Source organism: Paraburkholderia jirisanensis, from assembly GCF_054782355.1.
The window spans coordinates 256,314-269,223 of sequence record NZ_BAAGSQ010000025.1 but is presented as its reverse complement, the minus strand read 5'-3'; the positions used below and the strand labels follow the sequence as shown (position 1 = coordinate 269,223).

The window sequence follows — 12,910 nt, the reverse complement described above, 5'->3', positions numbered from 1 at the left end:
GCCTGGCCCGCTCAGGTGACTTAAGCCCCGCTCGCCGGGAAGTCCGCGCCGAGGCTCGTGACGCGCCACTTGTCCATATCGGCACGCAGTGCATCGAGGCGCTTGCCCGCGCCATCCAGCGCCGCTGCGCCGAGCAGCAGATTGCGCGGCGGCTCGCCGGCCTCGGTGATCTCGATCATCGCCTGCGCCGCGCGCACCGGGTCGCCCTGTTGCGTGCCGCTGGCGTGTGCGGTGGCCTGTAGCCGCTTGCCGGCCGTTTCCGCATAATCGGCGATGCGGGTCGGCGTCTGCTTCAGCGAGCGTCCGGCCCAGTCGGTACGGAACGGTCCCGGTGCAACGCAGGTCACCTTGATGCCGAGCGGCGCGGTCTCGATCGCCAGCGAATCCGACCAGCCTTCCACCGCGTGCTTGCTGGCCGCGTAGTAGCCTGAGCCTGCATAGCCGGCGATCCCGGCCAGCGACGTGAGGTTCAGCACATGGCCTTTGCGCTGTGCGCGCATCACCGGCAGCACGGCGCGCGTCATCGCGAACAGGCCGAATACGTTGACGTCGAACTGCGCGCGGATTTCCGCTTCGACACCTTCTTCGACCGCAGTCTGATAGCCATAGCCGGCATTGTTGACAAGCACGTCAATTGCGTTAAAGCGTGCGCGCGCCGCTTCCACTGCAGCGGCGATCTGCTGCGCATCGGTGACGTCGAGATCGAGCGTCAGCAGACGCTCGCCCGCATCGCCGGCAAGATCGGCAAGCGACGCCTTGTTGCGCGCGGTCGCGACGCACCGCCAGCCGCGTGCCAACACGGCCCGCACCAGTTCACGGCCGAAGCCGGTCGAGCAGCCGGTGATGAACCAGACTGGCGTCGTCGTTGAAGTCATGATGTGCTCTCCAGCAAAAAGAAAAGTTGATGGGTGGCGTGCCGCTGCCGGCTACGTGCAGGCTATAGCGCTGAAATCGGTGTCGGTCGCGACAGCGCAGCATCGTCGCATCGCGCCGTGCGGTTGCCGCGCATGACGATCGCGCAAAATGCGCGCCCGCTTGTGTGACGGCTCGTGAAAGCTTTGGTGTGCTGCGTCGATGAAATCGCACACGCTTACGCATTGAACCGTCTGAAGACGCGATCTTAACCGCGCTTGAGGGTCATGCTCAAATCGTAAGCTTGCGATGCACGATGCGTTATGCGATACGAATGCGTGCGCCATCACCGCGATGCCTGCGCAGCATGCGTCGCACCCCGCGTTACAGCACCAGCCGGCTGGCCTCGTCGAACCTGCTGCCGGCCGGCGGCAGATCGCCACGCTGAAACCGTACGATCGAGAACGCGCGCATGTCGGACGGCTGCGCCGGAATCCGCGCCATGCGCAAATCGAGGTCGTCTGCCGGTTGCGTACCGCCCGCTTCGACCACCACGTTCATCCGGTTCAGACGCACCCGGTTGACGCTCACATAGGTCTGCGCACCCGGTTCGGCAAACACGCGCTGCACGATGTCGAACTGACGTTCGATCGCTTCGGTCTGCAAGCCCAGTTCAGCGAGACTGCGTTCGTTGGCGTCGATGTCCCGCTGCAGGCGGGCGCATTCGGCCAGATCCACCGGCGCCTGCGCCGATGCGATCGCATGAATGCCGGTGCCCTGCCTTTGCAGCAGTTGTGCGCGCGCCTTCAGCAGCGCGCGCTGCTGCTCCAGCGCCGCGCGGCGCGATTTGTCTTCGGCGATCCGTGCCAGCGCTTCGAGCGCGAACTGGTCGACGATGCGCTGCACGATCTCGTCGTGCAGTTCCGCCGCGCTGCGTGCGCAGATGCGCACCCGATGGTCGCTGAAGCTGAGCGTGGTCTGTTGCACGTCGCTGCGCATCTTGCCGTGCTGTTCGGCGACGCCGAGCACGTGGCGCTCGTCGAGCGACATGCCGAGCACCGCATACGCTTCGCTGCAATCGAAATGCTCGTCGAACCACGCGCGCAATTCGTGCGAACGGCCGAACGTGTCGCACACGTCGTCGGCGGTCGCGAAGAACGCGTGAATATAGGGGTCTGCGCTCCATGCGCTCGCACTGGCTGCACGCGGCTCGGGCAGCGCGGCGACCAGTTGCGCCGCGTAGTCGAGCGTCGTACGCACGGCCGGCGCGAGGCGCGCCTGATACTGGCGGGCAAGCTTGAGCTGCGGAATCGCCGCAGCGATCCGCTCGACCGCCTGAGCGGCGTGCGCCGCATCGTGTGGCTGCGCACCGCGCCCACGCTGAAAAAGGCGGCCGAAGATACCCATCAGTCTGTTCCGGCTGCGACTTTAGCCATGACGTCAGCCGCCATGCTCCTGCATCACCAGCACGTTGATCGTGCGGTTCTTCCAGAACAGGTGATGAATGCGCGGCTGCAGCAGCCGCAGCGCGGCCGGCTCGACATCTTCGAACGTCAGCAGCACCGCCGGACGCGAACCGTCGCCGGGCACGTGCGAAATGCGGTCATAGACCGGGAAACCGTATTTGACGAGCAACTCCTTGATCTCTTCGTCGGTGGTCCCGTCTTCTATGTTGCCGATCAACAGGTCAGCCATTTTGCTTCTCCTCATCCGGCACGAACTACACAAACCATTGCATGTGCCATCGCGCATGCAAGCTGGGCCGAGCCGCGTGCTAGGCCATGATGTGCACGCCGCCGTCGACGTAAATCGTTTCGCCCGACAGACGCCGCGCATACGGCGTCGCGAGAAAAGCGCAGGTAAAACCCACATCCATGATGTCGACCAGTTCGCCAAGCGGGGCACGCTGCGCCGCTTCGGTGAGCAGCAGATCGAAGTCCTTCAGGCCAGACGCCGCGCGGGTTTTCAGCGGGCCCGGCGAGATCGCATGCACGCGAATGCGCTGCGGGCCGAGTTCATACGCGAGATACCGCGCGCTCGCTTCGAGCGCGGCTTTCACCGGACCCATCACGTTGTAGTTCGGCACCACCTTGTTGGCGCCGTGATAGCTCATCGTGAACAGCGTGCCGCCGTCTTTCATCAGCGGCGCGGCGAGCCGCGCCATACGGATAAACGAGTGGCACGAGATATCCATCGCGGCCGCGAAGCCTTGCGCCGAGCTGTTCAGCAACCCGCCCTGCAAATCGTCTTTCGGCGCCCAGGCAATCGAATGCACGAGGATGTCGAGCTTGCCCCATTGGTCGGCGATACGCGCGAATACTGCGCTGAAATCTTCTTCGCGCGTCGCATTGAGCGGCATGAAAAGCGGTGCTTCCAGCTCGCGCGCAAGCGGCTCGACGTACGGCTTCGCCTTGTCGTCGGCGTAGGTGATCGCGAGCTCTGCGCCGAGCTCGCGGAACGCCTTCGCGCAGCCGTACGCAATCGAATGTTCGTTAGCGATGCCGGTAACGAGCGCCTTCATGCCTTGCAGCACCGGGCTGGAAATTTGCTGCGTCATGCTCGGACTCCTTCTGCGTCACGCACAGATTCACAATGCATCGATCAGCGCGCGCGTGTGGCGCGCGATCATCAACTCCTCGTTGGTGGGAATCGCCCACACCTCCACCTTGCTCGACAAGGTGCTGAGCAGCGGGCCGCCCTTGTCGTTCGCGGTGGTATCGATTTCCGCGCCGAGCCACGCCGCGTACTGGGTGGCAAGCCGGCGCACTTCTGGCGCGTGCTCGCCGATACCGGCTGTAAACACCAGCGCATCGAGCCCCTGCAGCGCGGCCGCCAGCGAGCCGATCTCGCGGCCGATCCGGTACGCGTACAGCTCGATCGCGAAACGCGCGCGCGGCGCATCGCTCGCCATCAGCTTGCGCATGTCGCCCGATACGCCGGACACCCCCAGCAAGCCCGACTGCTTGTAGATCAGATCTTCGATTGCGCGCGCATCCATCTTCAGCTCGTCGAGCAGATACAGGATCACGCCAGGATCGAGATTGCCGCAGCGCGTGCCCATCGGCAGGCCATCGACGGCGGTGAAGCCCATCGTGCTCGCGACACTGCGGCCCGCGGCCAGCGCGCACAGGCTTGCGCCGTTGCCCAGATGCGCGACGATGGTGCGACCCTGCGCCGCGCGCTGCGACACATCGGGCAGGCACTGCGCGATGTACTCGTACGACAGCCCATGAAAACCGTAGCGCCGCACGCCGCGCGACGTGATCGTCTCGGGCAGCGCGAAGGCCTGCGCGAGTTCGGTCTGCCCGCGGTGAAACGCGGTATCGAAGCAGGCCACTTGCGGCAGGTCCGGATGGCTCGCGGCGATGGTGCGGATCGGCCGCAGATTGTGCGGCTGATGCAGCGGTGCGAGCGGCGTCAGACGGTCGAGTTCGTCGAGCACGTCGGGCGTCGCCAGCACCGGGCGCGCGAATCTTTCGCCGCCGTGTACGACGCGATGGCCGACCGCCACCAACCGATGATCGTCGCGATGCGCGCGCAGAAAGTCGCCGATGTACTGCACCGCTTCCTCATGCGACGGACGCGCGCCTTCGTCCCAGCTTTTCGAGCCCGCCTCGTGGCCATCGCGGTCGTACGCGACGAAATGCGGCGTGCCGAGCAAACCGTCCACCTGGCCGTGCATGCCAGGCGCAATATCGTCGTCTTGCAGATAGAACGCCGAAAACTTGATGCTCGACGAGCCGGCATTGAGTACAAGAATCACGTCGGTCATTGCATCACCCTGCCAGCTTCGGCGTGTCGGCACGCACCCGCGCAACCAGCGCGGCCACGGCACAGGAAGCGAGGCGCGTCAGCACCGAATCGGCGCGGCTCGTCAGGATCACCGGTACGCGCGCGCCGAGCACGATGCCCGCCGCGTCGGCGCCGGCCAGAAACGACAGGCTCTTTGCCAGCATGTTGCCGGCTTCGAGGTCCGGCACCAGCAACACATTGGCGCGGCCGGCCACCGGCGAATCGATATTCTTGATGCGCGCGGCTTCGAGGTCGATCGCGTTATCGAGTGCGAGCGGTCCGTCGACCAGCGCACCGGTGATCTGCTTGCGATCGACCATCTTGCACAGCGCCGCGGCCTCGATGGTCGACGGCACTTTCGGATTGACCGTTTCCATTGCCGACAGGATTGCGACCCGCACCTCATCGAATTTCAGCGCATGGCCGAGGTCGATCGCGTTCTGTAGGATGTCGACTTTGTCTTCGAGCGTCGGTGCGATGTTGATTGCCGCATCGGTGATGATTAGCGGGTTCGCATGACCGGGCACGTCCATCACAAAGCAATGGCTGATGCGCCGCGCGGTGCGCAGGCCTGCTTCGCGGCTCACCACCGCGGCCATCAGTTCGTCGGTATGCAGGCTGCCCTTCATCAGCGCGGCGGCCCGCCCTTCGCGCACCTGCTGCACCGCGAGCGCCGCGGATGCATGGCTGAACGGCGCATCGATCAGCGGATAGCCCGCAATATCGAGCTCGCACTGTTCGGCCACGGCGAAGATGCGTTCGCGCGGGCCAACCAGCAGCGGCGCGATCAGCCCCATTTGCGCCGCTTCTACCGCGCTGCGCAGCGAACTCGGGTCGCACGGATGCGCGACCGCGGTTGGCGTGGGTGGCAGCGATTTGCAGAAGTCGATCAGCCGCTGATACTTGTCATGCTGACGTTCCATGTATGAGTCCTCGCAGGCGGCCGGCGCGTGCAACGCGTGCAACGCGTGCAGCGCCGGCCTGTCGGATCCAGCGGACCGGCCCCCGTGTTATGCGCCGGGCCAGCGTTCAATGCATCGATGCAGTGGGCGGACGCTGATGATTGCGGCTCGCCTTCACCGGCAACAGCGCGCGCACCCGTTCGACCATCGCCAGTTGCGCAGCATTCGGCGCCAGGCCCTGTACGCGCTCGTCGTGCTCGAGACGCTCGAGCAGCGCAAGCAGCCGCTTGCGATCGCCTGCGTCGTCGAGCAGCAGCGGCAGCGTGGCGAGCGCAGCCTCGGGCGCATAGCGCACGATGATCTCCTGCTCGCCGCGCATGCGCCGCCACGCGTCATATTCGAGCACCGGCAGATAATCTGCGTACTCGTGCGCCAGTTCCTTGCGCAACGCGAGCCGCGCAAGCGGCAACGGTTCGCCATGGCGCGCAAGCAGGCATGCAATGCGCGCGACAGCTTCGGCATAACCGCCCTGTTCGACCGCAGCCAGCGCTTCCTTGACGAACGGCAGTTCGCGCGGGTCGCCCGCCAGCGGCGCGTGCACTTCATGCCCTTCGTGCGCCGGCTCCTTGTCTGCAGCGTACGCGGAAAACAGATTACCGTAGATGCCGAAAAAAATACTTTCAGTGGCCGCATCGCGCAATGCGCGGTAAAAATCGAGCGACGCGCTGATCATCTCTGCGCCGCGGTGCTCCGCCTCGCGCATGGGGCTTACGTGTTCCGCCTCGCCACGCGCGGCACGCACCGCGTTCGCCGCCGGGCCGAGCCATGCCAGCCACGGGTTCATATCCGAAAACATCCAGCGTTGCGCGCGCAACGGATGAAACTGGCGCAACAGCGCCGCGCTCGTCTCGTTCGACCAGGCCTGTACGAAAGGTTGCGCAAACAACTCATAAGCACGCTGATTGAATCCGGATACCTGCTCGACCGCCTTGAACGGCACTTCGTCGACCCGCTTGAAGCGGTTGAAGTGCGCGGTAATGTCTTCGAGCCGATACTCGCGGAACGACACGTCGTATTCGGTGTGACCGTTCGTGTTTTTCCGCTCGGCGATTTCCATGCCGTACAGTCCGGGTGGCATGGCCTCGATCGCCTCGAGCACCGAGACGATCTGCGCATGCTCCTTCTTCGCGACCTTGCCGGACACGAAAATGCCCAGATGCCCGATGCTTTTGTGCATCAACCCGATGATCACCTGGCCGCGCGCCTTGATCTCGTCGGTACTTTCGTAGATATCGGTAACCCAGTTGAAGGCCTGCTGCGGCGGCGTGATGTTGTCGCCCAGCGACGCGAACAGCACGATCGGCGAGCGGATCTCGCGCAGGTCGAACGCCGCTCCGCCAGTGCCGCGCACCTCACCCGCCCACAGCTTGTTGCCGACAAACAGATTGCGCGTGATCCATTCGATTTCATCGCGGTTCATCAGGTAATAACCGCCCCACCAGCGCTCGAACTCGAGAAAGCGCGGCGGCTCGGTATCGACCTTGTCGAACAGATGGTAGTACTTGTCCCACAGGCTGTTGGCCGGATTCAGGTTCTCGAAGTTCTGCACCAGATACGCACCGTCGAACCTGCCGTTACCGAGATCTGCCGCCAGTGACGCAAGCCACGTGCCGCCCAGCATGCCGCCCGCGTAACGCATCGGGTTGTCGCCTTCGCCTTCGCTCCATGCGCCGCTCCAGTACGCCATCGGCGCGCCGTTGATCACGATCGGGCCGGTGTCATCCGGGTCGGACGTGGCGAGCATCATCGCGGCCCAGCCGCCCTGGCAGTTGCCGACGATCGCAGGCTTTGGGCTGTCCGGATGCAGTTCACGCACTTTCTTCACGAAGCGCTGCTCGGCCGCGCAAACGTCGAGCATGGTCTGACCGGGTTCCGGGTCGCGATAGAACACGACGAAGTACACCGGGCTGCCGGCGCGCAGCGCCACACCGACCTGTGAATCGTCCTTGAAACCGCCGATGCCGGGACCGTGCCCCGCGCGCGGATCGATGATCAGGTATGGGCGCTTGCCGGCATCGATAGTCATGCCTTGCGGTGCGCGGATGCATAGCAGCGCGTAGTTGACCGGGCGCTCGAACGAGCGGCCGTCGAGCACGACGTCGTAGTCGAAATGCAGCACCGGCTGCAGGCCGCGCGCGGTCTGCTCGACGAAATGGTTGCCGCGTTGGCGCAACGTGTCCCAGAACAGCACGCTTCGCTGCAGCAGGTCGAGCGTGTAGTAACACGCAGCGAGTGGGTTCAGCGACGTCAACGGGAAGGCTGCACTCGTCGGTGCGGCGCTATGCTCCGCGGCGCTGGATTCGCCGGCAGGTGTGACATCGAGTGCATCATTCAGGCGTTTGCTGAAATGCTGCTGCGCCAGTTCCGCGCGTTTCTGGAAGACCCGCGCGACGCGCGCGCCGACCTGCTGACTATGAGCGAACTGAGTAGCTGCGTTCATTACGTGAACCTCGCGATCGGAGAGCGGTGAGTGCCGCGCAGAACCGGCAGCGTGCGTCCGTCACGCACGCATGCCCGGCCACGAGCGCACCTGCGCGTGCCGTGTAACGTATATGAAGCGGGTGGCATCGCGATGTCAATGAAACAGCGCGAAACAACGCACAAATGCTGCGCTAGCGCAAAAGGTGCGCAAACAGCTGACGCAAATGAGTACTCAAACGCGCACGCAAACACGCTGCTCATCCATTTTGTTGCAGTGCCGCTCGCGAGATCAATTGGACCAAGGTCTCATGCTGACGCACGGCGGAAACAACGCGCCAAAAAACCAATATGACATTCCGTGGAACTAAGCGTCATGTCTTTCAGTTTGGAATAATCGAATCCAGTTGCCTATACTGACCATCGCTGACGATCGGTTACTAATCAGGTACGACATTGGGCCGGCCCGCGCAATTGCATCGGCCATTTCTTACGCCCGCAGCACTTCTATGCATAACGCGTCGCGCCAAGCCAACTGACAAGGCGCGCCACAGTCCCCGCCGGATCAGCAGTGCCGCGGCCACGGCACATCGTCCGGCGCAGTGTCACTTCACCGGATTCCCGCTGCGCGGAGCTGCCCTCTCGCGCGGTCAGGTTTGCACGTCTCTACAACACTCAACGACGAGGAGCCGAGCATGAACTGGTTTGCGGAAACACTTCGACACTATCCCGAGATCGCGATTTTCCTGTCGCTCGGTATCGGCTACTGGGTGGGCGGAAAAAGCTTCAAGGGTTTCAGCCTCGGCGCGGTCACCGCCACGCTGCTGGCGGCCATCGCGATCGGGCAGCTCGGCATCACGATTTCGCCGAACGTCAAATCGGTGTTCTTTCTGATGTTTCTGTTCGCCGTCGGTTATGGAGTCGGTCCGCAATTCGTGCGCGGTATTGCTAAAGACGGCCTGCCGCAGGCGCTGTTTTCGGTGATTCAGTGCGTGCTGTGTCTCGCGGCGCCCGTGCTTGCCGCGAAACTGGCCGGCTACGATCTCGGCTCGGCGGTCGGCCTGTTCGCCGGCTCGCAGACCATCTCGGCGTCGATGGGGCTCGCGACCGATGCGATCAACCGCCTCGCGCTGCCCGCCGACCAGAACAAGGCGCTGCTCGATGCGATGCCTACTGCATATGCAGTGACCTATATCTTCGGCACCGTGGGGTCCGCGCTGATTCTCGCGTCGCTCGGACCGAAGCTGCTCGGCATCGATCTCGTGGCCGCCTGCAAGGAATATGAGGCGAGCCTTGGCGGCGCGAAGGAACTGGGAGGCGCGGGACAGGCGTGGCACCAGTACGAACTGCGCGCTTACCGCATTCCGCCCGGCGGTCGCGTGGTGGGCTTGAGCGTCAGCGAAACAGAGGCGCTGCAGCCCGACGGCACGCGCCTCTATATCGAGCGGATCCGGCGCGGCGGCACGATCGAAGAGGCGCGCATCGATACCGTATTGCAAGCCGGCGACGTAATCGCGATCGTCGGCCAGCGCGAACAGCTGGTCGCATTGCTGGGCGCGAGCGGCACTGAAGTCGACGACCCCGAACTGCTGGCGGTGCCCGCCGAAGGGGTCGACGTCTACGTGACGAACAAGGCGGTCGAAGGCCAGACCCTGCATGAACTCGGCAAATTGCCGGGTGCGCGTGGCGTGTATATCCGCCGTATCAAGCGCGGCCCGACCGAGACGCCGATTCCGGTACTGCCGAGCACCAAACTGCATCGCGGCGACACGGTGATGCTGGTCGGCCGCACCCAGGACACCAGCGCAGCCGCGAAAGTGCTTGGCGTGATCGACCGTCCGAGCAACGCCGCCGACGTCGCCTTTATCGGCTTTGCGATCACGCTCGGTGCGCTGGTCGGCGCACTGGTGCTGCAGATCGGCGCGGTGCCGATTACGTTGTCCACCGCAGGCGGCGCGCTGATCGCCGGCATCGTGTTCGGCTGGCTGCGCGCGATTCACCCGACCTTCGGCCGCATTCCCGAACCGACGATCTGGTTCATGAATTCAGTCGGACTGAACGTGTTTATCGCGGTGGTCGGCATCACCGCGGGGCCGGGCTTCGTCGCCGGGCTGCAGCAGCTCGGCATCAGCCTGTTCCTGTGGGGCATCGCCGCGACCGCAGTGCCGCTGATTCTCGGCATGTTCATCGCGAAGTACGTGTTCCACTTCCACCCGGCAATTCTGCTCGGCGTCTGTGCCGGCGCGCGCACCACCACCGCCGCGCTCGGCATGATCTGCGACGCTGCGAAAAGCCAGGTGCCCGGGCTCGGCTACACGGTGACTTACGCGGTCGGCAATACGCTGCTGACCATCTGGGGAATGATTATCGTGATGCTGCTGGCCTGACCGGCCGCGCCTGACCGGCCGTGCCTGACCGGTCGTGCATCGTTGTTGCCGCAACCAGTCATCAAGCAACGCATGGAACCACTCACGGACAACCCAAGGAGCGATTCATGGAGACCCCGATCGAAAAAGTCACGCCGTACGACGAGTTCAACTATGAAGTGCCGGAGAACGCGTTCCCGAAAAGCGGGATGTCTGCGCGGGCCGCGTCGGCGCTGGTGATCAGCGACGAATGGACCGACACGAATCCGATGCTGAACATGTCGTCGTTCGTGACGACCTTTGCGGAGCCAGAGGCTGCCGAAACCGCGCGCCGCAATATCTTCAAGAACTACATCGACCACGACATGTATCCGCAGCTGTTCGCGATGGAGACGCGCATGGTGCGCTGGCTACACGAGCTGTGGCATGGACCGCAAGGTGTCGACGTATACGGCACCGCGACGGTCGGCTCATCCGAAGCGTGCATGCTGGCGGGGCTCGCGCACAAATGGAACTGGCGGCAAAAGCGCGAACGCGAGGGCAAGGACGCGACGCGGCCCAACATGGTGACGGGCGGCAACGTGCAGATCGTGTGGAAGAAGTTCTTGCGCTACTTCGACGTCGAACCACGCATCGTGCCGCTAAAGCCCGGCAACTACAGGCTCACCGCCGAGCATCTCGACCAGTACGTCGACGAGAACACGATCGCGGTCGTGGCGATCGCGGGGCAGACCTTTACCGGTGAAGACGACGACATCCAGCAGATTCACGACTGGCTCGACGCCTACGAGCAACGCACCGGCATTTCGATTCCGATGCATATCGACGGTGCGTCCGGCGGCTTCGTCAACCCGTTCCTGTATCCCGACTATCCGTGGGACTTCCGGCTGCCGCGCGTGCAATCGATCAACGCGTCGGGGCACAAGTATGGGCTGACGCCACCGGGGCTCGGCTGGGTGGTTTTCCGCGAGCGCAAGGTGTTCAACGAAGACCTCGTGTTCTACGTCAACTATCTGGGCGGCGAGATGCCCACCGCGACGCTGAATTTCAGCCGCAACGGCTTTCAGATCGCGGTGCAGTATTACCAGTTTCTGCGCCTCGGCTTCGACGGCTACCGGCGTGTGATGCAGCACACGCTGAACAACGCGATCATGCTGCGCAAGCTGCTGGTGGACAGCGGTTATTTCACGATCATGAACGAAACGCAGCGCATTCCAGTGGTGGCGGTCACGCTCGACAGCAAGGTGAAAAACTTCAACGAGTTCGACGTCTCGAACAAGGTGCGCGAGAAAGGCTGGGTGCTGTCTGCCTACTCGATGCCGCCCGATGCCGAGGAGGTGATGAGTTTGCGCGTGGTGCTGCGTCCGCATATCAACCACAACGTGGCATGCACGCTCGGCCGCGACATCATCAATGCGTGCAAGTATCTGGAGCAGCACGGCGGCAACGCGAAGCCGCCGCAACTGCATGCGCACGCAACCGAAAAGACCGCGCCCGCCAAATGCTGACGCACGGATAGTGCCGAAAGCGTGCTTCGCAGCGCCCGCTGTATTGGACCAAAGTCCAGTTGCGGCGCTGCCAGGCCGCGCCCATACTCGATACGGAATCTTTACGGAACGAAAGCCGTATCCGTATGACTGTTTTCGGAGGCAAGGCGATGGCTGACAAAAAATCGGCAAAGGCCGGCGCGGCCAGCGGCGTCGAAGCGCCGGAAAAACTGAAGAACAAGCAGTACGAGAAGGAGCTCGAGCACCTTCACGTCGAGCTGGTCAAACTGCAGGAATGGGTCGTGCAGACCGGCGCGAAAGTCTGCGTCGTGTTCGAGGGCCGCGACGGTGCCGGCAAAGGCGGCACGATCAAGGCGATCACCGAACGCGTGAGCCCACGCGTATTCCGCGTGATCGCGCTGCCCGCGCCCACCGATCGCGAGAAATCGCAGATGTACGTGCAGCGCTATCTGCCGCATCTGCCCGCGGCCGGCGAGATCGTGCTGTTCGATCGCAGCTGGTACAACCGGGCCGGCGTCGAGCGCGTGATGGGCTTTTGCACCGAAGATCAGGCGAAGATGTTCCTGAAGAGCGTGCCGCTGATCGAGCGCGCGATCATCGCATCGGGCATCATCCTGCTCAAATACTGGCTTGAAGTGAGCGAGCCGGAGCAGACGCGCCGGCTCGAGGCACGCATTAACGACGCGCGCAAAATCTGGAAGCTGTCGCCGATGGACCTGCGCTCGTATGAGCGCTGGTACGAGTATTCGCGTGCGCGCGACGATATGTTCGTCGAAACGGATAGCGGCGTGGCGCCGTGGCACGTGGTCCGCTCCGACGACAAAAAACGCGCGCGGCTCAACCTGATCAGCCATCTGCTCGGCAGCATTCCGTACAAGGCGATGCCGCGGCCGAAGGTTACGCTGCCGAAACGGCAAAAGCGCGGCGGCTATGTGGAGCCCGACTATCCGTTCAAGTACGTACCCGAAAAGTTCTGAAGCAGCGCACGCATAACGGCTAACATGGGGCGTTG

General features: G+C 63.7%; 10 protein-coding genes. 3 read left to right on the top strand and 7 right to left on the bottom strand.

The genetic code is table 11. The features are described 5' to 3' along the window. Positions 1-20: 20 nt before the first annotated feature. The 7 genes from ACYVNQ_RS13120 to ACYVNQ_RS13090 all read right to left on the bottom strand — a co-directional run bounded on the left by ACYVNQ_RS13120 (position 21) and on the right by ACYVNQ_RS13090 (position 8,046). Positions 21-875: an oxidoreductase gene (locus tag ACYVNQ_RS13120; protein WP_460902926.1), complete on the bottom strand. Its 855-nt coding sequence runs from the start codon at positions 873-875 to the stop codon at positions 21-23. 361 nt (positions 876-1,236) lie between these two features. Continuing rightward, the gene (locus tag ACYVNQ_RS13115) at positions 1,237-2,259 is read right to left on the bottom strand and encodes a hypothetical protein (protein ID WP_460902925.1); all 1,023 of its coding nucleotides are present in this window, start codon (positions 2,257-2,259) and stop codon (positions 1,237-1,239) included. A 33-nt stretch (positions 2,260-2,292) separates the two neighbouring features. Further along, the gene (locus tag ACYVNQ_RS13110) at positions 2,293-2,547 is read right to left on the bottom strand and encodes an RNA recognition motif domain-containing protein (protein WP_460902924.1); all 255 of its coding nucleotides are present in this window, start codon (positions 2,545-2,547) and stop codon (positions 2,293-2,295) included. 79 nt (positions 2,548-2,626) lie between these two features. After that, entirely contained in the window at positions 2,627-3,409 is a 783-nt protein-coding gene (fabI, locus tag ACYVNQ_RS13105) for an enoyl-ACP reductase FabI (RefSeq protein WP_460902923.1), read from the bottom strand. Positions 3,410-3,439: 30 nt separating this feature from the next. After that, entirely contained in the window at positions 3,440-4,624 is a 1,185-nt protein-coding gene (locus tag ACYVNQ_RS13100; protein WP_460902922.1) for an acetate/propionate family kinase, read from the bottom strand. A gap of 4 nt (positions 4,625-4,628) precedes the next feature. Then, a complete protein-coding gene (locus tag ACYVNQ_RS13095) occupies positions 4,629-5,567 on the bottom strand; it encodes a phosphate acetyltransferase (RefSeq protein WP_460902921.1) in 939 nt (312 codons plus the stop codon). Positions 5,568-5,673: 106 nt separating this feature from the next. Further along, complete coding sequence (locus ACYVNQ_RS13090) at positions 5,674-8,046, bottom strand: DUF3141 domain-containing protein (protein ID WP_460902920.1); 2,373 nt, start codon at positions 8,044-8,046, stop codon at positions 5,674-5,676. Positions 8,047-8,719: 673 nt separating this feature from the next. Between ACYVNQ_RS13090 and aspT the strand changes: the two genes are divergently transcribed. The 3 genes from aspT (at position 8,720) to ppk2 (ending at position 12,875) form a co-directional block, all read left to right on the top strand. Beyond that, complete coding sequence (gene aspT, locus ACYVNQ_RS13085) at positions 8,720-10,411, top strand: aspartate-alanine antiporter (RefSeq protein WP_460902919.1); 1,692 nt, start codon at positions 8,720-8,722, stop codon at positions 10,409-10,411. A 107-nt stretch (positions 10,412-10,518) separates the two neighbouring features. Next, positions 10,519-11,898: a glutamate decarboxylase gene (locus tag ACYVNQ_RS13080; RefSeq protein ID WP_460902918.1), complete on the top strand. Its 1,380-nt coding sequence runs from the start codon at positions 10,519-10,521 to the stop codon at positions 11,896-11,898. A gap of 149 nt (positions 11,899-12,047) precedes the next feature. Further along, positions 12,048-12,875, top strand: coding sequence for a polyphosphate kinase 2 (gene ppk2 / locus ACYVNQ_RS13075; protein ID WP_460902917.1), 828 nt, complete (start codon positions 12,048-12,050; stop codon positions 12,873-12,875). Positions 12,876-12,910: the final 35 nt, after the last annotated feature.

Coding starts and splice junctions, on each gene's coding strand:
- aspT (WP_460902919.1), top strand. CDS start 8,720: ATGAACTGGTTTGCGGAAACACTTCGACACTATCCCGAGATCGCGATT.
- ACYVNQ_RS13100 (WP_460902922.1), bottom strand. CDS start 4,624: ATGACCGACGTGATTCTTGTACTCAATGCCGGCTCGTCGAGCATCAAG.
- ACYVNQ_RS13115 (WP_460902925.1), bottom strand. CDS start 2,259: ATGGGTATCTTCGGCCGCCTTTTTCAGCGTGGGCGCGGTGCGCAGCCA.
- fabI (WP_460902923.1), bottom strand. CDS start 3,409: ATGACGCAGCAAATTTCCAGCCCGGTGCTGCAAGGCATGAAGGCGCTC.
- ppk2 (WP_460902917.1), top strand. CDS start 12,048: ATGGCTGACAAAAAATCGGCAAAGGCCGGCGCGGCCAGCGGCGTCGAA.
- ACYVNQ_RS13120 (WP_460902926.1), bottom strand. CDS start 875: ATGACTTCAACGACGACGCCAGTCTGGTTCATCACCGGCTGCTCGACC.
- ACYVNQ_RS13095 (WP_460902921.1), bottom strand. CDS start 5,567: ATGGAACGTCAGCATGACAAGTATCAGCGGCTGATCGACTTCTGCAAA.
- ACYVNQ_RS13090 (WP_460902920.1), bottom strand. CDS start 8,046: ATGAACGCAGCTACTCAGTTCGCTCATAGTCAGCAGGTCGGCGCGCGC.
- ACYVNQ_RS13110 (WP_460902924.1), bottom strand. CDS start 2,547: ATGGCTGACCTGTTGATCGGCAACATAGAAGACGGGACCACCGACGAA.
- ACYVNQ_RS13080 (WP_460902918.1), top strand. CDS start 10,519: ATGGAGACCCCGATCGAAAAAGTCACGCCGTACGACGAGTTCAACTAT.